Raw genomic sequence first — 22,554 nt, 5'->3', positions numbered from 1 at the left:
GTCGGCTCTCCAATAATGGCACATGCTAGAGTAGGTAAATGTTTTAAAACACTGTTTAGACCTTTGGCACCGCTATTTTCTTCTTCAGCAGAAGCCACCATAATTAAATTATATTTTAAGTCTTTATGAGAATAAAAATAGGTAAATACAGCTAAAAGTGAAACCAAACAGCCGCCGGCGTCATTGGAACCTAAACCGAATATTTTTCCGTCTTTCTCTATAGCTTCAAAAGGATTGTGTGTATATTCCTTATTTGGGAAAACAGTATCTTGATGGGAATTTAAGAGTAAGTTGGGTTTGCTTTCATCAAAATACTTATTATAAGCCCATACATTATTATTTTCCCTTTTATATGGAATATTGTTGTGCGTAAACCAGGCTTCAATCAATAAAGCAGTATGGTGTTCTTCTCCTGAAAATGAAGGAGTTGAAATTAAATTCTTTAGAAGGTCAATAGCCTCTAAAGTCAGTTGTTTGATTGTTTTCATAAAACTTTTATAAAGTGATACGAGTATGTAATTGATTAGGGTTACTAATTATTTCCGGGTTGGATATAATAATATTCTCTACCCCTTGTGCAAGGGCTTCGAAACAATTATCGAGCTTCGGGATCATACCGGAATGGATAATATTGTTCGTTTTCAAATTTTGATAGGAATTATAATTTATGTTTTCAATTACACTAGTATCATCTTCAATATCTTGTAAAACCCCCATTTTTTCAAAACAATAGAGCAAGGTCGTGTTATATAGAGAAGATAGACCTACAGCAAGAGATTGGGCTATGGAATCAGCATTGGTATTAAGCAATTGTCCTTTTTTATCATGCGTAATGGCACAGAAGACAGGTGTTATTCCTGAATCTAGTAATTTTTTAATCCATTCGGAATTTATCCCGATTACATCTCCCACAAATCCGTAATCATACGTGCTATTTTCTCTTTTTTGTGAAAATATTGAATTTCCGTCAGCACCTGTAAGTCCAATCGCAGAATTATTAAAACCTTGAAGCTGAGCAACAATTTTTTTATTGCAAAGTCCGGCATACGTCATAATTGCCACATCAAGCATTTCTTCATTAGTGACCCTTCTTCCATCAATCATTATTGATTCAACACCTAATTTTACTGCCAATCTTGTTGCAGCTTTTCCTCCCCCGTGAACTAAAATTTTAGGAGTTTTTAAGGTGGAAAAATCCTGTAAAAATCGGAAAAGGACTTCCGGGTTATCGATTACATTCCCTCCAATTTTAATAATAGTTAATTGGTTTTTATCCATGGTGAAATTAATGAAATTAATACTATAGTATTGTTGTTTATGTTAGTTCTTCCAGAATTTTCGTAAGAATTGTTTGAGCCGAATAGATACGATTATTGGCTTCAGGAATAACAATTGAGGTTTCACTATCCAATATTTCATCGGTAACGATCATATTTCTTCGAACGGGTAAACAATGCATGAATTTAGCATTATTGGTTAAATCCATCTGTCTTTTGCCTATGGTCCAAGTAGGATCTTCGCTGGTTATTTGCCCGTAATCGTTGTAATTGCTCCAATTTTTTGCGTAAATAAAATCAGCATTTCTAAAAGCTTCTTCCTGATTATAAACAATTTTTATTCCTTTTGTGATTTCCGGATTAAGTTCATAGCCTAAAGGATGAGTAATAATAAAATCTACCTCCATCTTCTTCATCATTTTGGCAAATGAATTAGGAACGGATTGTGGAAGAGCCTTAGGGTGGGGCGCCCAGCTCAATACAACTTTAGGACGTTCGGTTTTCTTATATTCCTCAATTGTCAATGCATCCGCAAGGGCTTGTAAAGGGTGCTCGGTAGCTCCTTCCAAACTTATCACCGGTACAGATGCATAGGTAAGAAACGAAGAAATAACCATTTCCTCTTCGTCTTTTTTCTTATCTTTTAAGGTAGGGAAACTTCTGATTGCTATAATATCGCAATACTGTGATATGACTCTGGCAGCTTCCTTAATATGTTCTGAAGCAGAACCATCCATTATCGTTCCGTTTTCAAATTCTAATGTCCAGCCTTCTGTGTTTAAATTCATAACCATGCATTCCATTCCCAAGTTACGGGCTGCTTTTTGTGTACTTAATCGTGTCCTTAGACTAGGATTAAAAAATAAAAGCCCTATGGTTTTGTCTCTTCCCAATTCTTTATTAGCGAAAGGATTTTTCTTGATTTTTTTGGCTAGTTTTAAAAGTTCATTTAAGTTTTGAATATCATCAACAGAAGTATATTTCTTCATTATTTCTAAGTTTATATAGTGTTATTAAAAGAAAGACAGTAAACTGTCGTAAAATATATCAATTTCTTTTTTAGAAATGTTTAAAGGAGGAAGTACCCTTAATAGGTTTTTGTTACTGGAATTACCAGTAAAAATATTTTTTTCATAAATTAATTTTTTACGAAGATCAGCCACTTCGAAATCAAATTCAAGTCCTAACATCAATCCCTTTCCTTTAATTTTTTTTATTTGCGGAATTGAAGCAAATTTTTCAATAAAGTAGGCGGATTGCTCGCGGACATTTTCCAATATATGCTCATTTTCAAAAACCTCTAAAACAGCCAAAGCTGCTGCACAAGCAAGATGATTACCACCAAAAGTGGTTCCTAATAATCCATAAGATGGTTTAAATTCAGGGGAAATTAGTATTCCTCCAATAGGGAAGCCATTACCCATTCCTTTGGCTAAAGATATAATATCTGCTTTAATTCCATGATGCTGATGGGCAAAAAATTTCCCCGATCTTCCATATCCGCATTGGATTTCATCCAGAATTAAAATTACCTTATTTTCTTTACAAACTTTTTCAAGTTCCTGGAAAAACTCTTTAGTTCCTTCGTCCAAGCCTCCAACACCTTGTATTGTTTCAATAATAACTGAAGAAATATTCCCTTTGGCTATCTCTTTTTTTACGGTTTCTATATCATTTAACTCACAAAATACTACGTCATGTTGATAATTGAGTGGAGCAATAATTTTAGGATTGTCAGTTACTGCAACTGCTGCAGAAGTTCTCCCATGAAAACTATTTTTAAAAGCTAAAACTTTAGATTTTCCGGTATGGAAAGAAGCTAATTTTAGAGCATTTTCATTGGCTTCAGCCCCGGAATTGCAGAGAAATAAAGCATACTCAGGATATTCTGAAATTTGAGGTAATAAATTTCCGAGTTTTCTCTGTAAAGGGTTGATAATTGAGTTGGAATAAAACCCGATTTTATTAATTTGTTCGGTTACCTGCTTTATATAAGTCGGATGTGAATGCCCGATTGAAATAACACCGTGTCCCCCATAAAAATCAAGATAAGCATTCCCGTTTTCATCCCATACAGTACTGCCTAATGCTCTTTCGGGAGCTATCGTATAGAGTGGATATACGTTAAATAAACTCATTTTAGTATTTGTTTTAAATTATTATAAGTAAAGCAATAAATAGAGATGTCTCAATTATTTATTCGAAATTTGACTAATTTTTTTATAAGAAGCTAAAAGTCCTTTAATGATAGCAGAACTTGCTCCTTGATGATCCATTTCATTAATTCCTGCAATTGTGCATCCGCCCGGTGTAGTAACCTTATCAATTTCTTGTTCAGGATTACTTTTTTTAATTTCTAGTAGACGTGCTGCGCCGATGCAGGTTTGAGTAATCATGGCTATCGCTTCATTAGGTTCGAGTCCCATTTCTATAGCGCCTAAAGTGTGAGCCCGAATAATCCTCATCCAAAAAGCAATACCACTGGAACAAATAATAGTGGCCGCTTGCATTTGTTCTTCTGGAATTTCAATAGCATGACCTAGTTGATTAAAGATATTCAAAGCGATTGGTATTCGTTCTTTTCCTTTTGAATTTGAACACAGACAGGTCATGGATTGATTCACTGATATGGCAGTATTTGGCATCGCCTGAATAATGGATTGATTACTACCTATATGTTCTTCTAATTTAGAGATATTGAATCCTGCTACCACAGATATGATTGTATGAGTATCGGTAAGTAAGCCTTTACATTCGCTCAAAACGATCGGTAATATTTTGGGCTGAACGGCAAAAATTATAATTTCTGAATTTTTAATTGCCGTTTTATTATCAGTAGTCAGAAATATAGAATGAGAGGTTTCAAATTCTTTTATTGTTTCAATATTCCGTTTAGTAATATATAATGTTTCTGTAAAATTGCTGTTAATAATTCCTTTGGCTATTGCCAATCCTAAATTTCCTGCTCCGATAATTGCTATTTTCATATTATTGCTTTTACTTGTAAAAAATAAATCATAATTATTAATTCATCTCAGATGTAAAATTTATTATAGTTTATTGTTTGGAATCATACCAAATTACATTAGAAAAATTTAATTAATATACCAAGGAAACTAATCATGTTTTTGTAGTTTCTATGTACAATTTTTATAATGAATTATTTTATTCATACTTAATTATATTTAGAATGCTACCGGTTTTAAATGTAATCCTTCAGATTCATTGAATCCGAATAGCAGATTCATATTTTGTATTGCCTGTCCGGAAGCTCCTTTAGTTAAATTATCAATTACCGATGTAATCAACAGGATATCTCCATGCCTTTGTATCTCCAATAAACATTTATTGGTATTAACCACCTGCTTTATAGAGATAGGGTCATTTGAAAGATAAATAAAAGGATGATCTTTATAATATTCAGTATATAAATTTATAGCTTGTTCCTTAGATATATCCGTTTTTAAATAGACGCCGGCAAGAATACCACGAGAAAAATTTCCACGCATCGGCAGGAAATAGAGTTGATAATTATCGTCTCCTAGATAATGAATGCTTTGTAAAATTTCAGCTTCGTGTTGGTGGCTGAATTCTTTATAAAATGATACATTATTATTTCTCCAACTAAAATGAGTAGTAGAAGAAAGAGATTGTCCGGCTCCGGTAGAACCGGTTACGGCATTTATATGGATATCTTTATGTAACAGACCTTCCTTAGCTAAAGGGAGTAATGCTAATTGAATAGCAGTGGCGAAGCAACCGGGATTTGCAATATTTTTTGCTTTTCTTATTTCCTCTCTTTGTAATTCAGGAAGTCCGTATGTAAATGACCTTTCTTGAAATGTATGGTTAGGTTTAACTCTGAAATCATTACTAAGATCAATAATTTTCGTGTTTTTAGAATATAGGTTATTTTCTAAAAATTCTCTGGATTTACCATGTCCCAAACAAAGAAAAACCACATCAGAATCCTGGTCGATTTTATCAGTGAAAATTAAGTTAGTTTCTCCTAAAAGATCTTTATGCACTTTACTTACAGGATTGCCAGAATTGGAGGTACTGTAAATGGATGTAATCTGCACATTAGGATGATTGATAAGAATTCGTATTAATTCTCCGGCAGTGTAACCTGCGCCTCCTACTATACTTGCTTTTATTTTATTCATTTTGAATGTTAGGCTATTACTAAACTAGGCTTTGTCTATTATAAGATTGCATTAAGTTAAGATAAATTTCATATTTATATAATTTTTATTGGATAATTTTTTTAATAAATTAATTTACTTACGGGATAAAAGTGATATAATCTACAAAACATCATTAAATAAAATTTTAAAATTTATGTGTTATTTTTTATTTCAAGATATCTTCTTCTATGAAACTTTTAAAAATGTTTTGATTTATTTAATCAATTTATACGCTTAGTTATGACCATTCTTTTCTTGTATTTTTATTATAGCACATTGAAAGAAGTAGTAAATTAATTATTTATAAATTATCATATAGAATATAATTTTAAAATTTATTCTTGATCATTAAAACTATGATGGATTTTTAATTGATTTCCGAATATTTTTATAAATCCTTTTGCATCTCTACTATCCCATGCTTGATTTTCTTCACCGTAAATTGCAACTTTGGATTGCATCATATCATAAGGTGAATTTATGCCGATCATGCGGAAATAATAAGGATATAGCTGAACCTTTACAGTTCCTGTAACTCGTTTTTGAGATGAGGTTAAAAAAGCCTCTATATCTCTCATAACCGGATCTAAGTATTGAGCTTCATGCAATAAAGTTCCATACCAATTTGCTAAGGAATCTTTATGTAATAGTTGCCAGCGAGAAAGGGTATGTTTTTCAAGCAGGTGATGTGCTTTAATAATTATCATTGAGGCGGGAGCTTCAAAACCTACACGTCCTTTTATTCCCAAAATGGTGTCTCCAACATGTATATCTCTTCCAATGGCATATTTTCCACCAATTTCATTAAGTTTTTGAATTAAAGCAACAGAATTCATTTTTTCACCATTTAATCCAATGGGTTCTCCTTTAGAGAATTCAATTTCAAGTATAGCAGAATCTGTTTCGGAAAGTTGAGTAGGAAAGGCATCTTCCGGTAATGCAAGATCGGAAGAAAGAGTTTCAACACCTCCAACAGAAGTACCCCATATACCTTTATTGATGGAATACTTAGCTTTTTCCCAGTTCATATGTATTCCCTGTTTTTTCAAATAATCTACTTCTTGTTGACGAGTAACTTTTTCATCGCGGATCGGCGTAATTATTTTAGATTTAGGTGAGATGACTTCAAAAGCAACATCAAAACGTATTTGATCGTTTCCTGCTCCCGTACTTCCATGAACAATATATTCTGCATCTATACTCTTGGCATATTCCGCGATTGCAATTGATTGAAAGATTCGTTCAGCACTTACAGATAAGGGATAAGTATTATTTTTCAGAATATTTCCATAGATAAGAAAACGTAAGCAATCTTTGTAAAACTTGTCGATTATATTTATGGTTTTGTGAAAATTGGAACCCAGTTCGTAAGCGCGTTTTTCTATTTGTTTCAATTCTTCACTTGAAAAACCTCCGGTATTTATTATAACCGTGTGTACTTCCATTTCATGCTCTCTTGTTAGCTTAACCAGAGAATAAGAGGTATCGAGACCACCACTGTATGCCAAAACTGCTTTTTTCATAAAGGTATTTTAAATGGTTTTAATCTGAGAATTGTCGAAATCTTTTTTAGATTTAATATGAAGGACTTCTTTTATTTTGTTTAATTGAGTAATGACTTTTTTGTCAAAACTATTTTTTTGTGTATTATCCATTTCCTTTTTTTTGTCTTTTGGATCGAATAACATACCGGTACATAAGCACATTTTATTCTGTTTACTTTGTAAAATATTAAAATTAGTACAAGTTCTACATCCATTCCAAAATTCAGGATCATCAGTCAGTTCAGAAAAAGGAACCGGCTTATAGCCTAATTCCGAATTTATTTTCATAACGGCCAACCCTGTTGTTATTCCAAATATTTTAGCTTCAGGAAATTTCTTTCGCGTATAATCAAAAATAAAATGCTTGATTTTCTTAGCTAATCCCACACCTCTGTAGTCAGGATGAACTATTAGTCCTGAATGGACGACAAACTCTCCGTTTTGCCATTTTTCTATATAACAGAAACCTGCAAATTTTGAATCATCGAGAGCTAATATGGCCTGCCGTTGGTCCATTTTTTTTTGTATATACTCAGGAGTTCTTTTAGCAATGCCAGTACCCCTAACAATCGCCGATTGATATATAGTTTCACATATTTCCTCAGCGTATTGATAATGTTTTTCTGTAGCAACAACAATATTGATATTCATTTTATAATAATAATATACTTATATAAATAAATGGATAAATGAAAAACAGTTTTACTTGAACAAGTTTACTGTATTAAAATGCGGAAGTGTCGGCTCTGTAAAAATTTAAGATCAAAGCCTAACCTGCCTACTAAAGTAGATAGGATAAGAGAAGTAGACAATTTTATTAACTAGCAATATTAAATTGCGTAATAACATGACTAAGATTTTTTTAATTTTTAAAATCTAAATTAACAGAACAAAATTAATAATATTTTTTTTATACAAATAAAATTTAAAAAAAAATATATGGTTAAAATTAAATTTTTTTATAATATATGTTGTTAGAAAATTTCAAGGGTTTTAGAATAATGGTTTGATGGAATGGATTGCAATTCTAATTGATAGTTTATTCAGACAAAAAATTTTAATTTTGTATATAAAATACTAAATCTTTATGGGATCTAAAATTACATTTTATATAGCTCGTCATGGAAGGACGATTTTAAATTCATTAAATAAGGTACAAGGGTGGAGTGATACTCCTCTAACGAAAGAAGGAATTGAAGTAGCAGAAAATTTAGGAAAAGGTCTGAGAGATATTAAATTTTCGTCTGCATATTGCAGTGATTTGAGAAGGACGCGAGAAACTATCAATATTGTTTTAAACAATTCAGGACAAAAAGAACTTACAGTTGTAGAGAAACCTGAATTTAGAGAAATTTGTTTCGGGGCTTACGAAACAGCCTTAGCAACGGAAATGTTTAAAGATGTGGCATTATATCTTCATTACACTAAAGTAGAAGATCTATTTGCTGATATTTTTGATAAGAATAAAGAAATAACTTATAAAGATGCCGTAAATACAATCAGCATTTTAGATCCGATGAAAATGGCAGAAGATTTTAATACGGTAGAGAAAAGAACCCATAAAGCTTTAAATGAGATTGTGGAAAAAGAAAATAAGTATAATGAAGATAGGAATATATTGATTGTTTCTCATGGATTAAGTATTACTTTGATGCTTCACAATCTAGGTGGTAAAAAATTATTTGTAAAAGATTTGGATAATGCTTCTATCTGTAAAGTTTTGTATGAAGATGGAAAATTTACGATTGAATCTGTTAATGATATGAGCTATGTTGATAAAGGTCAAAATAGTTAACTATTTTTAGTAAGCAAACCTTTTAATATATAATAGAAGATTGGATGATAATCATCCAGTCTTTTTTTATTAATATATTTTGTACTTTTAATTTTTATGTAGTAGTTTCTATATTTTTTTATATAATAGATGATTCCTCATAATAAGTTAGATTACGTAATCCTATTTTTACAATTAATAATTATTCTTCTTTAAAAAGTTATATAAATAGATAAATATATATTCATATTTTAGTTCTAATAAAATTTAATTTATCTGTTCAGTATAAAAATACAATAATTTTTCGTTCTACATTAAATAAAATATTTGTTTATCAATAAGGACTTATAAACTAACAGATATGAATTTACGCCTTAAAATGATAAAGGAACAACGAATGGGAGTTCTTTTATTACTTAGTATTATATTTATTCTCGAAATTATTATTCATAGCAATTTTTTATTTTCATCAAGTTTAGATAGTAATGTACCTTTCTCATTTGTAGAAGAAATTAATGATGAAATTGATGATAATAAATTAAAAGATAAAAAACTTGAATTATTTGATCCCAATAAATGTACTTCCGAGGATTGGCAACATTTAGGATTTTCAAAGAAACAAGCAGAAGTACTTATAAAATATAAAGCTAAGTTAGGCGGTACGTTTAGTTCTAAAGAACAGATTAAATCCTGTTTTGTCATTTCTGAAGAGATGTTTTCAAAGATTTCACCATTTTTATTGCTTCCAGATGGAAATGTAACAAAAGAAGAACTAAATGAATCAAAAAATATAAGATATAAGCTTCGTACTTTTGATCCTAATATTTTTGAGATAAAGGATTGGGTGAACATAGGCTTTTCTGAAAAACAGGCAGAAAGTATTTTAAAATATAAGAAAACGTTAGGGGATGGTATATTTAGTTCTAAAGAAGACATAAAAAGATGTTATGTTATTTCCTCTTCGAAATATAAAGAACTGGAAGATTTTATTATCCTACCAAAGCATATCTACGAAAATAAAACGGTTTTAAAAGTAAATACACAAAAAGATCTAAATTCTGCGACCTATCAGGATATTTTTTCAATTATTAACAATGAAATTATAACTAAGAGGATACTAGGTTTTAGAAAAGTACTAGGTGGTTTCGTATCTTTAGAACAGGTAAAAGATGTGTATGATATAACACCTGATATGATAAGAAAAATTTTTGATTCTTTTATTCTTGATCTGACTAAAGTCAAAAAAATAAATTTACAAACTGCGTCAGAACAAGAATTACATAATCAGGTTTATATAAGGAAATACAAAAGCAAGATATTGGAAGCAAGAAATAAGGGGAAAGATCCATTACAAGTGATTCCGGAATCAGACCCTAAATATCAGTTTATTATGAATTATTTAGAACAATAAAGAAGCCCATGAAGGCTTCTTTATTTATAATTTTTGTTTATAAAAGAAAAAATATTAAATTTTAATTTCATTTATAATCTTAATACCATAGCCACTACTAAGTGGGAAATTCTTATTAGGGTTTGTTGTTAAAACATTAATGTATTTAATTCCTAAATCTTTTATAATCTGAGCACCGATTCCTAAATCTCTTTCATCTGAATTGATTTCCAAATTGGCTTTTTCTCCTGATATGTATTTTTTTAGATCACCAAGATGATTTTCAATCATTTCCGTGTTGGAAGAATTGTTTATAAATATAAGCACCCCTTTGCCTTCGTTGTCAATAAAATCTATGGCTCTCTGTACAATTGTCTCTTCACCCTGAGCAAGAATTTTGAAAAGATCTAAATATACGTTAATGGCAATAACTTTTACCGGAATGGTTTCATCATTTTTAATATCCCCTTTAACTAAAGCAAAATGAATGTGTTCATTGGTTTTATCTTTATAAGCTATGAATCTTAATTCTCCATAATGAGTGTTGATCTTTTCATCCTCGATTTTTTCAATTAATGAATCATTTTTTAGTCGATAAGAAATTAAATCTTTAATAGTTATAATTTTTAAATCAAACTTTTTAGCAACTTCCATCAATTGAGGCATTCGAGCCATGGTTCCATCCTCATCCATAATTTCAACTAGAACACCGGTTGAAGGGAGACCCGCCAATTGTAATAAATCCACAGTAGCTTCAGTATGTCCGTCTCGTTTAAGTACCCCACCTTTTTTTGCCACTAAAGGAAATATATGTCCCGGTCGTGCAAAATCAGTTGGTTTTATATTCTCATCCACTAAGGCTCGTATAGTTTTAGATCTATCCGAAGCAGAAATTCCTGTCGTAACTCCATGTCCGAGTAAATCCACAGAAACGGTAAAAGCAGTTTGTTTTGGATCTGTATTCCTTCCAACCATAAATTCTAAATCCAATTCTTCTGCTCTCTTTTGGGTAAGGGGAGTACAGATTAATCCTCTTCCGTGTTTAGTCATGAAATTTATGGTTTCGGGAGTCATAGTTGAAGCAGCTGCTACAAAATCACCTTCGTTTTCACGGTTTTCATCATCGACAACTATAATTACCTTGCCTTGCCTTAAATCTTCAAGAGCCTCTGATATGGTATTCATTTTAAAGTCTGTAATAATCATTGGTATCTACTGTGTTCTAAATTTTTTTGTTTTATAAATTTATTAATAAATTTTTTAAAAGGTTTTAAATAATTATCAACATCAAACAACTCTGAATCCTTCATGGATTTAATGGTTAGAAAAATTCCAACAGGTAAAAATAAAGCATTCGGAATCCATGAAGCCCAATAAGGATTTATAACCTGGTTCTTTGCTAAATTTTCCATATAGAGTCCTAAAATATAAAATATGATAAATATTATGATTGCTACAACTACAGGTAAACCTACTCCTCCCTTTCTTATGATAGAGCCTAGAGGAGCACCAATAAGAAAAAATACTATGCAGGTAATAGAATAAGAAATTATATTTTTTTGCTGCCAGATAATCATTTTAGCAACAAATTTTTCAATCGCTTTCATTTCTGTAGCTTTTGAACTTAATTCGTGTTTAGAAATTTTAACCTGCTCAATTGCGGCTTTTACTAAATTATATTTAGTCAAATCATCTAAGTTTGACCATTCGAAAGGGTAAGTTTCATTGTATATACTATAGTCTAAAGAATCTAATTGATTGTTTTGACCTAATAATATTATTTTCAAGCCGTTCTCTCCAATCTCTTTAAAATATGCGGTATTCGAAGTTTGTATTGAATCTATATACGTGCTTAATTCCGATACAGATTTATACCTGAAGTTATCACCTTCGGATTGCTTGTCCAAAGATTTTTTAATTAAGTCTGAAATATCATAATATTGGGTTAATGTATCAAATTTGATAGCATTACCTGGTTGTTTTTTCAGTTCATTATAATTTTTTCCTCTAATATTATCTTGGTATATAAACCCATTATACAATTCAATCTTTAGGTAATGATTATCTTTTGAAACAATATTTCCTTTATCCGCAATAATAGTTTGTTGATCTTCAAATGGAGATGCATTTTTATGAATAAAAACTTGATCCCATTCACTGTCATTCTTGCCACTTTTTTTACCTATCTTTATGCTTAAGGGATTCATTTCTTTTATGAATCTTCCTTCTTCAAAATTTAATGCTGGCCTTGTTTGTGCAATATTGATAAGCATATTGCGAGCTCTCCTTTGATTCTCAGGTAGGGTAGTGTTGCAAAAATAAAATAACCAGATAGCTATTAAAATGATGAGACTAAAAAGAGGATACATGATTCTTGCTAATGATATTCCGGCTGATTTCATGGCCGCCAATTCATAGCGCTCTCCAAATCCGCCAAATGTCATAATGGAAGATAATAATATGGTTAGTGGTAAAACTAAACGAATAACGTCAAGTCCTAAATAATACAACAATTTAGATATGTCCCATAAGTTCAATCCTTTGCCTAAAAATTTGTCCATTTGATTAAAGGCAAATTGAATTACAAAGATGAACATTAAAACGCTAAATATAAATAAAAAAGGACCAAAAAAAGTGCGTATAATATACCAATCTAACTTTTTAATCATCTTTTATAACTCTGTTAGTGTGTAATCTTTATAGTTATTTTTATCAAATGTAAGTAAAGATTTATTAACAATTAAATTTTCTTTGAAATCGATGATCATTAAAATCAATGAACTTCCATCGTTATAATTTTCAGATACTCTGATTACTTTATTATCAGAAAGAGCAATAAATATTGATTTTGATTTTTTAGTATCGTTAGGAACTAATTTTATAACGGAACATTTTATATTATTAATGATTGCATTTCCTTCAAAAGTTATGTTGAATCCTGATTTATATAAATTTAAGATATTGGTAGGAGAGAGACTTTCTCCATCTTCTTTTTCGGAAGAGGTTATTTCTTTATCTTCCTTGGATATGGTATAAATTTTGTTTCCATCGTAAATTTGAGTAAGAGTAGGCAAAATCAAATGATATTTTTCCTTTGCTGCATACACTTGCCCAATTTCTGATATACTTTTTTTTCCCGGTTGAGAATATAAATAATTAAATTTTATATAAAAAGTTGAATTTTTGCTGAGCTTACTACTGGCAGAATCTAAAAGCCTTTTTGCTTCCGGGTCTATTTTTTGTGCCCATAATATAATTGAAGAACTAATAAGTAATAATGCAAATATCTTTTTCATAATATTATTAAGTATTTTTTAGTTGTTTAAATTTTCCAATAATTGTTCCAAACTTACTAGGTCTGTGATTAATACTTTGCGTGCTTTACTACCTTCAAAAGCGCCAACGATGCCGAATGCTTCCAATTGATCCATAATTCTACCCGCTCTGTTATAACCCAATGACAATTTTCGCTGTATTAACGAGGTAGATCCTTGTTGTGCAGTTACGATTACTCTAGCTGCATCATTGAAAAGTTCATCTCTTTTTGCTTCTGAGACTTCATTCTGGCTAGCATTAGTATTATCTTCATAAAATTCCGGTAATTGATATGCATCAGGATATCCTTGTTGAGAACCTATATATTCTGTGATTTTATCTACTTCTGGGGTGTCTACAAAAGCACATTGCATACGTATCAATTCATTTCCCGTTGTAAATAACATATCACCTTTTCCAATTAGCTGATCTGCTCCATTTCCATCTAAAATAGTTCTGGAATCAATTTTGGAAGTTACACGAAAAGCTACTCGAGCAGGGAAATTGGCTTTAATCATACCTGTAATAACATTTACCGAAGGTCTTTGCGTAGCAATAATTAGATGAATTCCTATGGCTCTGGCTAGCTGAGCTAATCTGGCAATCGGAAGTTCAACCTCTTTTCCCGCAGTCATGATTAAATCAGCAAATTCGTCTATAACTAAGACAATATACGGTAAAAAACGATGTCCTTTTTCAGGGTTTAATTTACGTTCTTTAAATTTTTGATTATATTCTTTAATGGTTCTTACATAGGCGCTTTGGAGAAGTTTGTAACGATTATCCATCTCGACACAAAGTGAATTTAAAGTATTAATTACTTTAGTAGTATCGGTGATAATGGCTTCTTCCGTATCAGGTAATTTTGCGAGAAAATGACGCTCAATTTTATTATATAGAGTAAGCTCTACCTTTTTAGGGTCTACAAATACAAATTTCAATTCACTAGGATGCTTTTTATATAATAAGGAAGTTATTATAGCATTTAAACCTACAGATTTACCCTGACCTGTTGCTCCTGCCATTAGCATATGAGGCATTTTAGCTAAATCTGTAACAAAAGTTTCATTAGAAATGGTTTTTCCAAAAACAATCGGAAGTTCCATATCTATTTTTTGAAATTTTTGAGAAGCAATTACCGATCGCATGGAAACCATGGTAGCCGTGCTGTTTGGTACCTCAATACCTATAGTTCCTTTTCCTGGAATTGGAGCTATAATACGTATTCCTAAAGCAGCAAGGCTAAGGGCAATATCATCTTCTAAATTTTTAATTTTAGAAATTCGTATACCTGCTTCCGGTATGATTTCATATAAGGTCACCGTAGGACCCACTGTTGCCTTTATACTTGAAATTCCAATACCATAGTTAGCTAATGTAGTTACAATTTTATTTTTATTTTCTTCTAACTCTTCATTATTAATAGTAATGTTGTTGTTGATATTATAATTTGTAAGAAGGTCGAGTGTCGGGAATTTATATTTTGGTAAATCCAATTTAGGATCATAAGGTCCAAATTCTTCTAAAATGTTTTTATGAGGCTCAATTTCAGTTAGAAGCTCTTCTTTTTTTGTTTCTTCAATGGTGAGTGAAATATCCTCCTCAACTGTTTCTTCAATTGTAGGGATATCTATCTCAAAATCAGTGGTAGATTGACTTATATCATTATTTGCTGTAGATTTCTGTAATTCTAAAGTTGAATCAGATAAGCTTAATGGAATATTTTCTTCAACTAGTGTTTCAGAATCTCTCGTCTGTTTATCTTCTTTTTCAACTTTTTCATCTGAAGGGCTTTTTGTAAAAACAGTCTCAGATTGAGCCGTTTTAGGATCTTTTATTTTCTCATAAATTTGATCTTCTTTAAATGGTTCATTTATTTCATTGTTTTTCTTTTCAGCCGTTTTAGACTGTGTTCCGGGATGTACTTGTAATTTGGATTTTATATTTTCTACACTAAGGTTAAACTCAAGAATGAAATATATTGAAATTGTTAATAACAATATAATACCTGTCCCCACGCTTCCAAGTAAAGATTTTAAATAATCATAGACTTCGTATCCTATTAAGCCAGAAAGAAGCCATTTAGAGCCCAAAACCATAGCTAGGAATATCGGTGTCCATATGATAAAGAAAATTCCATGAGAAAGTAGTTTCCATATTTTTAGAATTTCTTTATCAAATAATATTTTAAAGGATAAAATTAAAAAGAAAAATGGGATAAAAACAGAAATAGCTCCAACACCGTCAAAAATAAATATTTGTCCTAAATACGCTCCTATTTTACCGATGATATTTTGTGCAGTAATATTTTTATTTAAAAAAGAAGTTAATTGACTTTGATCTTCTTTCCAATTATAATAGAATGATATAAATGAAATAAATAATATAAGGGAAAAGCTAAATAGAACTAATCCTAAGATTGTTTTTAATAGAGGTTTTTTTTTATTTTTTTTTATACTATCTTTTGGATTATTCTCCATATTGATTTTCTAATAAATTTAAATTTACAAAAATTATAGTTTACGTCTGTGTTAAATTTTATTTTAAATAAGATATTTTATTATATGTAAATAGGTGAATAAAAACATTATTCACCTATAAACTATTTTTAAGGTTTTTCAAAAAGAAAAATTATTTTCGTGACCCAAGAAATCTTAATAAATATAAGAAAAGATTAATAAAATCTAAATATAAAGATAAAGCCCCTTGAATAGCTATTTTAGAATAGTTCTCTCCTGATTCTTCATTTATCTGAGCTCCAATATTTTTAAGTGTTTGCGTATGATAAGCTATTAATCCCACAAATATTAAAACTCCTACTACAGAAGTTATTAAATCCAACATAGTGTTTTTTAAGAAAATATTTACTAATAAAGCTAATAATACTCCTAATAGCGCCATAGATAAAATCTTTCCAAATTTAGTTAAATCCGTTTTTGCGAAATATCCATATAAACTCATTATAGCAAAGGTGCCGGCAGAAATAAAAAATGTGGTAGCGATAGAAGACATAGTATAAGCTAAAAATATGATGGATAATGTCATTCCATTTATAAAAGAATAAAAAAGAAAAACAGCCATTGCTAAGCTTAAAGTCATTTTGTGAATAGCCCCCCCTAAGGCAATAACCAATCCTAATTCACCAATAATCAAGGCATAATATAAAAATGTCGGACCGGTAGGAGTGAACATTAGATTTAGTACTCCCGGTGAGTTGGCTGTAAAATAAGCAGTAAAACCGCTTATAAATAAAGCGAAGCTCATCCACATATATACTTTAGAAATAAATGTAGCTTGTTGCTTTGCAGTAATATTTTTTTGAAACGATGTTTCCAATGTGTTTTCGTAATCTTTAAAATCCATTTCCTTGATTATTTATAAACCCAAATGTACAATTTTTATGTTATTTTATAAAGAGATTATTTATTCCAAAAATAAATTAAAAAAAATATTATTGTAATATTCACGTTCTCAACATATTTCACCAATTGGAAATTTTATTCACACGATGTTGATGTCTTCCCCCTTCGAAATTAGTCGATAGAAATATGTCAATGATATTCTGAGCCAATTCTTTAGCGATGAAACGAGTGGGAATAGCCAATACATTTGCATTGTTGTGTTGTCTAGCTAGACGGGCTATATCTGTTTGCCAACAAAGTGCACAACGAATTCCCAAATGCTTATTGGCAGTGATGGAGACTCCTTCACCGCTTCCGCAGAAAAGAATTCCAAAGTCAAATTCATGATTTTCAACAGCAATAGCCAAAGGATGTACAAAATCAGGATAGTCTACACTTTCTCCTGAATAAGTTCCAAAATCATGAACTTGATTTCCTTTTTCTGTAAGGTATTTAAATATATAATTTTTATATTCAAATCCTGCATGATCTGAAGCTAACGCTATTTTCATAACATATTTTTTTAAATTTTTAATTCTAAATTTTTTATACGTTGTAAAGTTTCTGTTTTTCCAAGTATTTCCATAATGACAGGAACATCCGGCCCTTTGAGATCTCCAACTAAAGCTAAGCGCAAAGGTTGCATGATTTTGCCGAATCCCATTCCTGATTTTTCAACGAATTCATGAATATAAGTATGCAATTCTTTTTCTGTAAAAGATACTGATTCCAATTCAGAATATAATTGAAATAGGATGGGTTTAGTATCTTCTTTGATAGCCTTTTTAAAGCTTTTTTCATTATATGTGCTAGGAGCTAGCCAGAAAAAAGAGCCTATGTCCCAAATTTCTTTTACAAAATTAACTCTCTCTTTTAAGAGTTCTACAATTCGAAGATCCTTAGCATCATCTGTTTCAATGTTTTTTTCTTTTAATATCTTCTGAAATTCTGGTAATAATCTATAGGCATCAGATTTACTAATATATTCATGATTAAACCATTTTGCTTTTTCGGGATTAAAACGGGCTCCGGCTTTATGAACTTTTTCCAGATCGAATTCATCAATCATTTCATGTAAAGAGATGATTTCTTTATCGTTGGAGGGCGACCAACCTAGTAAGGCAAGCATATTAATAAATGCTTCAGGTAAATAACCTTCTTCTTTATAGCCTATAGAAGAAGTTCCGTCCTTTACATTTTTCCATGCAAGAGGAAAAACAGGAAATCCGTATTTGTCACCGTCTCGTTTGCTTAATTTGCCTTTCCCTTCCGGCTTTAAGATTAATGGTAAATGGGCAAATTCGGGAGATTTCCAACCAAATGCTTCATAAAGCAATATATGTAAAGCTAACGAAGGTAACCATTCTTCGCCTCTAATGACATGTGTAATTTCCATCGTATGATCATCTACAATATTAGCAAAATGGTATGTAGGCATACCATCGGTCTTTACAAGAACTTTATCATCTAATATTGAAGTATCAATAGTGAAATTACCACGGATAATATCATTTAAAACTAAAGTTCTATGAGGTGGAATTTTAAATCTGATCACATAAGGCGTACCGGCATTTAATTTTTGTTCAACTTCATCATTAGGGAGAGTAAGGCTATTATTTAAACTATTTCTAATTTCATGATTATAAGAAAACACTTTTCCTTGCTCTTCATATTCTTTTCGTAATTTTTCTAATTCCTCAGGTGTGTCGAATGCTATGTATGCATAGTCAGTTTTGAGTATTTCTTGAATATATTTATTATAAATATCTTTTCTTTCAGATTGTTTATAAGGAGCAAAGGGACCTCCTTTTTCAGGACTCTCGTCAAGTTCTAATCCGCACCATTTTAAGGAATCATTAATGTATTTTTCAGCTTCTTCAACGTAACGGTTTTGATCTGTATCTTCAATTCGCAGTATAAATTTGCCTTTATTTTTTTTAGCAAAAAGATAATTATATAATGCGGTTCTAACTCCTCCGATATGTAAATACCCTGTTGGACTGGGTGCAAAGCGAACTCTAATTTCTGACATTTTCTATATTTTACTACGCAAAAATAACAAAGAAAATAGATATATTATAAACATTTGATTCCTAAATTTATTTAGCTTTTTTATAGGATTGATAATAATTGAAAATTTTATTGTAGTGATTATCTAGATATATTAATAGCTTACTTTTATCTTTTTCATCAAATTGTGCTATAAATTTTGTATTATTTTTTCCTTTAGAACCGAAAAAATGAAGATTATTATTAGTCACGTCGTAAGGTATTTTTACTACGCGATATGCAATATCGTTTTCTTCTAATCTTGTTAAATTCGATTTAAAAAAATAATCAATGGGAACTATAGTGTTTTTATCTAGTTTCCTTAATTGAGCTATTTGATAATGGGTATTTAAACTGAAATAGAAATTTATTGTCAGAGATATTATAATAAATAAAAAGGTATTTAAGCTTATTAACGATATTGTTAAATTTGTTAAGATTTTAGCATATATATTTTTTTTAGATTTATATTCCATTAATAAAAGAATTATTATAGGAAATAAATAGAGTTGAGGTACCATTCTTGCAAGCCAAAAATCCGGAAAAGATAAAATACTGGCTGCGATTCCTAAAATTAAATAATATAATACGGAAGGAGTATTATTAGCTAAAAATAAAGACATAACTAAAAGTACTGCTGTAAGAATAATAATAACACAAAAAAATGGTCCAAAACCTCCATAGGTAATTGTTACTTCACTAAGATTTTTTATTTCAGAAAGCTTTACAGAAAAAGGTATTTTAAGATTCATTGTTTGGTTACTTCTTCCGGTATAAGAAAAATAAGATATAAATGCTTTTTCAATTCTGTTTTTTTTATAAAAATCTTCATTTACATGAGATGATAATAAGTTATCAACTTTATCTTTTCCAAATACCGGATGAAAAATATGAAGATTATTTTTTATATTAGTGTAATAAGGATTTACATTGGTTAAAGGAAAAATAATTAATCCGGTAATAAAGAAAGGAAGTAAATATTTAAATTTTAATTTATCATTTTTCCATAAATATATAAAGACAAATAGTACAAGTATAAAGATTAAAAGGAGAGAGGTAAATTTCAATGATGAAATTATGGATAGGATAAAAATAAAATTAAGAAATTCAATTTTGTTATAATTTTTAACTAAAAGAACTAATGAGCAAATTAATATAATTAAGCAAGAGTACATAAATCCATCTAAATAATGAGTAAATATTTCTGTAACTACAATAGGATTCACACATATGAGAAAGGTATAAATATATTTTTTTAAATTACTTAAATTAGCTTGATTTAATAGTTTAAAAACATATATTATAGAAGCTATAAGAACAATCATATTAATAAGTTTACCTGATTCCATTTTTTTTGTAAAAGAATAGATGGAAGCAGCAATTACTTCATAGCCTTTAGGATAAGATTGTACGTATATCTGTGCTACATTCGTTTTTGAAATTTCGTAAATAGGATTCCACCCTTGTTTTAAGTTTATAATGCTTTCCAAATGATACCATTGGCCATCAGTTGAAAGGTCATAAAAAAATATAGAAAGATAGAAAGACAGTGTATAAAATATAATCGTTAAAAACCACTCATAAAAAATATTTTTTTTTGACAGGAAAGGAAGTGTAAAATAAGAAATTATAAATGAAAATAATATTACGTATCGGGGAATACTTATTTTGAATAAAAATAATATATTAGATAAAAATAAGATTATAAAAAGTGGTGATATAGTAAAAAATACTAATATTGATGAGTTAATATGGGATTTATTTTTAAAATTTATTACCATTTAAATAAAGATCAGTTATGCAAATATATGAAAAAAGGAATATGTTGTTCACGTATTCCTTTTTTTTATTTTTTATAATTAAAATTAATTATTTTCCGATCTTAATTCTCTAATAGTCACCACTTCTGCTTTTTATATAAAAAAATACTAATATGTATTTTTTATTAATTAACATTTTAATATAAATTTATTATACATATGGCATAAAAAAAGGAATATGTAATTTACATATTCCTTTCTTTATTTTTTATAATTAAAATTAATTATTTTCGGGTCTTAATTCTCTAACAACTGCTCCCGCTTTCCACATTTCGCTTTCGCGAAGAGCTTTTAACTCTTTTTCCAATTTTTCGCGATAATCCGGCTTAGAGTTAGTATCAATAGATCTTTGAGCTTCATTACCACAAGCTACTTCTGCATATAATTTTGCAAATACAGGTTTTGTAGCGTCGTGGAAAGGTGTCATCCAATCTAATGCTCCTCTTTGAGCAGTAGTAGAACAGTTAGCATACATCCAATCCATTCCTTTTTCAGCAAAAAGCGGCATTAGCGATTGAGTAAGCTCTTCAACGGTTTCATTAAATGCTTCTGATGGTGTGTGTCCGTTTTCACGTAATACTTCATATTGAGCTAATAAGATACCTTGAATAGCCCCCATTAAGGTACCTCTTTCTCCGGTAAGGTCAGAATATACTTCACGTTTGAAGTCAGTTTCAAATAAATATCCGGAACCTACTCCTATACCTAAAGCGATAGTTCTGTCTTTAGCTTTTCCCGTTGCATCTTGGTAGATAGCATAGCTTGAGTTCAACCCTCTACCTTCTAAGAACATACGTCTAAGGCTAGTTCCTGATCCTTTAGGAGCAACTAATATTACATCTATATCTTTAGGGGGAATAATTCCGGTACGATCGCTGAAAGTGATACCAAAACCATGAGAAAAATATAATGCTTTTCCGGCTGTTAAATAAGGTTTTAATTTTGGCCAAACTTCAATTTGAGCAGCATCTGATAATAAATACTGAATAATAGTTCCTTTGGAAGCTGCTTCTTCTATATCAAATAATGTTTCTCCGGGAACCCATCCATCAGCAATAGCTTTTTCCCAAGTTTTACCGCCTTTACGTTGACCAACGATCACATTAAAGCCATTATCTCTTAAATTTAAGGCTTGTCCGGGACCTTGTACTCCATACCCAATAACTGCAATGGTTTCACCTTTTAATGTTTCCCTAGCTTTTTCTAAAGGAAACTCATCACGAGTAATAACATTTTCAATTACTCCACCAAAATTCATTTGTGCCATCTTGTTAGTATTTTTAATTTTTTATTAAAGATTCTTTTATTTTTAATTCGCTTAACATATCACTTAAGCGTTCTATTTTTGAAGTATTTATAGCTATTCTTCCAGAGCGAATAAACTGCAAAACTTTTATATTCTCACTTAATTCTTGAAACAGCGCTTGTGTATCTGTGTAATGTCCTGTTTTTTGAATTACAACACAAATCTCGTTAATTTCAAGTATCTGAGCATTATATTTTCTAATTAAATTTTCAACCGAGCCAATTTTTAGGAATTCAGGTGTCGGTAATTTATATAATGCAATTTCTTGATGAATGAGTTCATCGTCAGTATTATAATAAGATTTTAATACATCCACACATTTGTCAATTTGCTTGACAACTTTTTCAATGGTTTCTTTATCGCAAAGAACCGTAATGGTAAATTTATGTATTCCTTCTATAGCAGATGGAGATACTGATAAAGTTTCTATATTTAAAAATCTTCTGGTAAAAACACTAGTAACCTGACCCAAAAGTCCCACCGTGTTTTCA

The 22,554-nt window shown here is 30.3% G+C and carries 20 protein-coding genes; 2 read left to right on the top strand and 18 right to left on the bottom strand.

The window, feature by feature from the left end; translation table 11 throughout:
• The 8 genes from M3Z80_RS04015 to M3Z80_RS03980 form a co-directional block, all read right to left on the bottom strand.
• Positions 1-488 (bottom strand): M20/M25/M40 family metallo-hydrolase (locus tag M3Z80_RS04015; RefSeq protein WP_293917794.1); only part of this gene is annotated, 488 nt, incomplete at its 3' end.
• A 7-nt stretch (positions 489-495) separates the two neighbouring features.
• Positions 496-1,278, bottom strand: coding sequence for an acetylglutamate kinase (gene argB, locus M3Z80_RS04010; protein WP_293917793.1), 783 nt, complete (start codon positions 1,276-1,278; stop codon positions 496-498).
• A gap of 37 nt (positions 1,279-1,315) precedes the next feature.
• A complete protein-coding gene (locus M3Z80_RS04005; RefSeq protein ID WP_293917792.1) occupies positions 1,316-2,266 on the bottom strand; it encodes an N-acetylornithine carbamoyltransferase in 951 nt (316 codons plus the stop codon).
• A 24-nt stretch (positions 2,267-2,290) separates the two neighbouring features.
• Complete coding sequence (locus tag M3Z80_RS04000) at positions 2,291-3,415, bottom strand: aspartate aminotransferase family protein (protein WP_293917790.1); 1,125 nt, start codon at positions 3,413-3,415, stop codon at positions 2,291-2,293.
• A 54-nt stretch (positions 3,416-3,469) separates the two neighbouring features.
• On the bottom strand, positions 3,470-4,264 hold the full coding sequence (gene proC, locus M3Z80_RS03995; protein ID WP_293917788.1) for a pyrroline-5-carboxylate reductase: 795 nt from the start codon (positions 4,262-4,264) through the stop codon (positions 3,470-3,472).
• Positions 4,265-4,462: 198 nt separating this feature from the next.
• Positions 4,463-5,443: an N-acetyl-gamma-glutamyl-phosphate reductase gene (gene argC / locus M3Z80_RS03990; protein WP_293917786.1), complete on the bottom strand. Its 981-nt coding sequence runs from the start codon at positions 5,441-5,443 to the stop codon at positions 4,463-4,465.
• Between the two features lie 356 nt (positions 5,444-5,799).
• Positions 5,800-6,987 (bottom strand): argininosuccinate synthase, encoded by a 1,188-nt coding sequence (argG, locus tag M3Z80_RS03985; protein ID WP_293917784.1) that lies wholly within the window; start codon positions 6,985-6,987, stop codon positions 5,800-5,802.
• Positions 6,988-6,996: 9 nt separating this feature from the next.
• Positions 6,997-7,659, bottom strand: a complete 663-nt coding sequence (locus M3Z80_RS03980; RefSeq protein ID WP_293917782.1) for a GNAT family N-acetyltransferase — start codon at positions 7,657-7,659, stop codon at positions 6,997-6,999.
• 436 nt (positions 7,660-8,095) lie between these two features.
• On the opposite strand from M3Z80_RS03980, the gene M3Z80_RS03975 reads away from it, so the two are divergent.
• Together M3Z80_RS03975 and M3Z80_RS03970 are read left to right on the top strand one after the other, a co-directional pair.
• A complete protein-coding gene (locus tag M3Z80_RS03975; RefSeq protein WP_293917780.1) occupies positions 8,096-8,803 on the top strand; it encodes a histidine phosphatase family protein in 708 nt (235 codons plus the stop codon).
• Between the two features lie 340 nt (positions 8,804-9,143).
• Positions 9,144-10,193: a helix-hairpin-helix domain-containing protein gene (locus M3Z80_RS03970; RefSeq protein ID WP_293917779.1), complete on the top strand. Its 1,050-nt coding sequence runs from the start codon at positions 9,144-9,146 to the stop codon at positions 10,191-10,193.
• Positions 10,194-10,247: 54 nt separating this feature from the next.
• Here the strand turns inward: M3Z80_RS03970 and ribB are convergent, their stop codons facing one another.
• The 10 genes from ribB to ilvN form a co-directional block, all read right to left on the bottom strand.
• Positions 10,248-11,372, bottom strand: coding sequence for a 3,4-dihydroxy-2-butanone-4-phosphate synthase (ribB, locus tag M3Z80_RS03965; RefSeq protein ID WP_293917796.1), 1,125 nt, complete (start codon positions 11,370-11,372; stop codon positions 10,248-10,250).
• Between the two features lie 2 nt (positions 11,373-11,374).
• Positions 11,375-12,841: an LptF/LptG family permease gene (locus M3Z80_RS03960; protein ID WP_293917778.1), complete on the bottom strand. Its 1,467-nt coding sequence runs from the start codon at positions 12,839-12,841 to the stop codon at positions 11,375-11,377.
• A 3-nt stretch (positions 12,842-12,844) separates the two neighbouring features.
• A complete protein-coding gene (locus M3Z80_RS03955) occupies positions 12,845-13,468 on the bottom strand; it encodes a LolA family protein (protein ID WP_293917777.1) in 624 nt (207 codons plus the stop codon).
• Positions 13,469-13,486: 18 nt separating this feature from the next.
• A complete protein-coding gene (locus M3Z80_RS03950; protein WP_293917775.1) occupies positions 13,487-15,967 on the bottom strand; it encodes a DNA translocase FtsK in 2,481 nt (826 codons plus the stop codon).
• A gap of 151 nt (positions 15,968-16,118) precedes the next feature.
• Positions 16,119-16,850 carry a Bax inhibitor-1/YccA family protein gene (locus M3Z80_RS03945; RefSeq protein ID WP_293917774.1) on the bottom strand — a complete coding sequence of 244 codons (732 nt, stop codon included), beginning with the start codon at positions 16,848-16,850 and terminating at the stop codon, positions 16,119-16,121.
• A 118-nt stretch (positions 16,851-16,968) separates the two neighbouring features.
• The gene (gene rpiB, locus M3Z80_RS03940; protein ID WP_293917773.1) at positions 16,969-17,400 is read right to left on the bottom strand and encodes a ribose 5-phosphate isomerase B; all 432 of its coding nucleotides are present in this window, start codon (positions 17,398-17,400) and stop codon (positions 16,969-16,971) included.
• Between the two features lie 11 nt (positions 17,401-17,411).
• Positions 17,412-18,920, bottom strand: a complete 1,509-nt coding sequence (gltX, locus tag M3Z80_RS03935; RefSeq protein ID WP_293917771.1) for a glutamate--tRNA ligase — start codon at positions 18,918-18,920, stop codon at positions 17,412-17,414.
• 67 nt (positions 18,921-18,987) lie between these two features.
• On the bottom strand, positions 18,988-20,427 hold the full coding sequence (locus M3Z80_RS03930) for a hypothetical protein (RefSeq protein WP_293917770.1): 1,440 nt from the start codon (positions 20,425-20,427) through the stop codon (positions 18,988-18,990).
• A 550-nt stretch (positions 20,428-20,977) separates the two neighbouring features.
• Positions 20,978-22,024 carry a ketol-acid reductoisomerase gene (ilvC, locus tag M3Z80_RS03925; RefSeq protein ID WP_293917769.1) on the bottom strand — a complete coding sequence of 349 codons (1,047 nt, stop codon included), beginning with the start codon at positions 22,022-22,024 and terminating at the stop codon, positions 20,978-20,980.
• Between the two features lie 13 nt (positions 22,025-22,037).
• Positions 22,038-22,554, bottom strand: a 517-nt coding sequence (gene ilvN / locus M3Z80_RS03920; protein WP_293917767.1) for an acetolactate synthase small subunit, incomplete at its 5' end; no start/stop codon positions are given.

This window comes from Apibacter sp., assembly GCF_025291155.1.
GTDB lineage: Bacteria > Bacteroidota > Bacteroidia > Flavobacteriales > Weeksellaceae > Apibacter.
This window is presented reverse-complemented; position numbering and strand designations above follow the sequence as displayed.

Coding starts and splice junctions, on each gene's coding strand:
- M3Z80_RS03950 (WP_293917775.1), bottom strand. CDS start 15,967: ATGGAGAATAATCCAAAAGATAGTATAAAAAAAAATAAAAAAAAACCT.
- M3Z80_RS03960 (WP_293917778.1), bottom strand. CDS start 12,841: ATGATTAAAAAGTTAGATTGGTATATTATACGCACTTTTTTTGGTCCT.
- argG (WP_293917784.1), bottom strand. CDS start 6,987: ATGAAAAAAGCAGTTTTGGCATACAGTGGTGGTCTCGATACCTCTTAT.
- proC (WP_293917788.1), bottom strand. CDS start 4,264: ATGAAAATAGCAATTATCGGAGCAGGAAATTTAGGATTGGCAATAGCC.
- gltX (WP_293917771.1), bottom strand. CDS start 18,920: ATGTCAGAAATTAGAGTTCGCTTTGCACCCAGTCCAACAGGGTATTTA.
- M3Z80_RS03945 (WP_293917774.1), bottom strand. CDS start 16,850: ATGGATTTTAAAGATTACGAAAACACATTGGAAACATCGTTTCAAAAA.
- M3Z80_RS03975 (WP_293917780.1), top strand. CDS start 8,096: ATGGGATCTAAAATTACATTTTATATAGCTCGTCATGGAAGGACGATT.
- M3Z80_RS04000 (WP_293917790.1), bottom strand. CDS start 3,415: ATGAGTTTATTTAACGTATATCCACTCTATACGATAGCTCCCGAAAGA.
- M3Z80_RS04005 (WP_293917792.1), bottom strand. CDS start 2,266: ATGAAGAAATATACTTCTGTTGATGATATTCAAAACTTAAATGAACTT.
- ilvC (WP_293917769.1), bottom strand. CDS start 22,024: ATGGCACAAATGAATTTTGGTGGAGTAATTGAAAATGTTATTACTCGT.
- argC (WP_293917786.1), bottom strand. CDS start 5,443: ATGAATAAAATAAAAGCAAGTATAGTAGGAGGCGCAGGTTACACTGCC.
- rpiB (WP_293917773.1), bottom strand. CDS start 17,400: ATGAAAATAGCGTTAGCTTCAGATCATGCAGGATTTGAATATAAAAAT.
- M3Z80_RS03980 (WP_293917782.1), bottom strand. CDS start 7,659: ATGAATATCAATATTGTTGTTGCTACAGAAAAACATTATCAATACGCT.
- M3Z80_RS03955 (WP_293917777.1), bottom strand. CDS start 13,468: ATGAAAAAGATATTTGCATTATTACTTATTAGTTCTTCAATTATATTA.
- M3Z80_RS03970 (WP_293917779.1), top strand. CDS start 9,144: ATGAATTTACGCCTTAAAATGATAAAGGAACAACGAATGGGAGTTCTT.
- argB (WP_293917793.1), bottom strand. CDS start 1,278: ATGGATAAAAACCAATTAACTATTATTAAAATTGGAGGGAATGTAATC.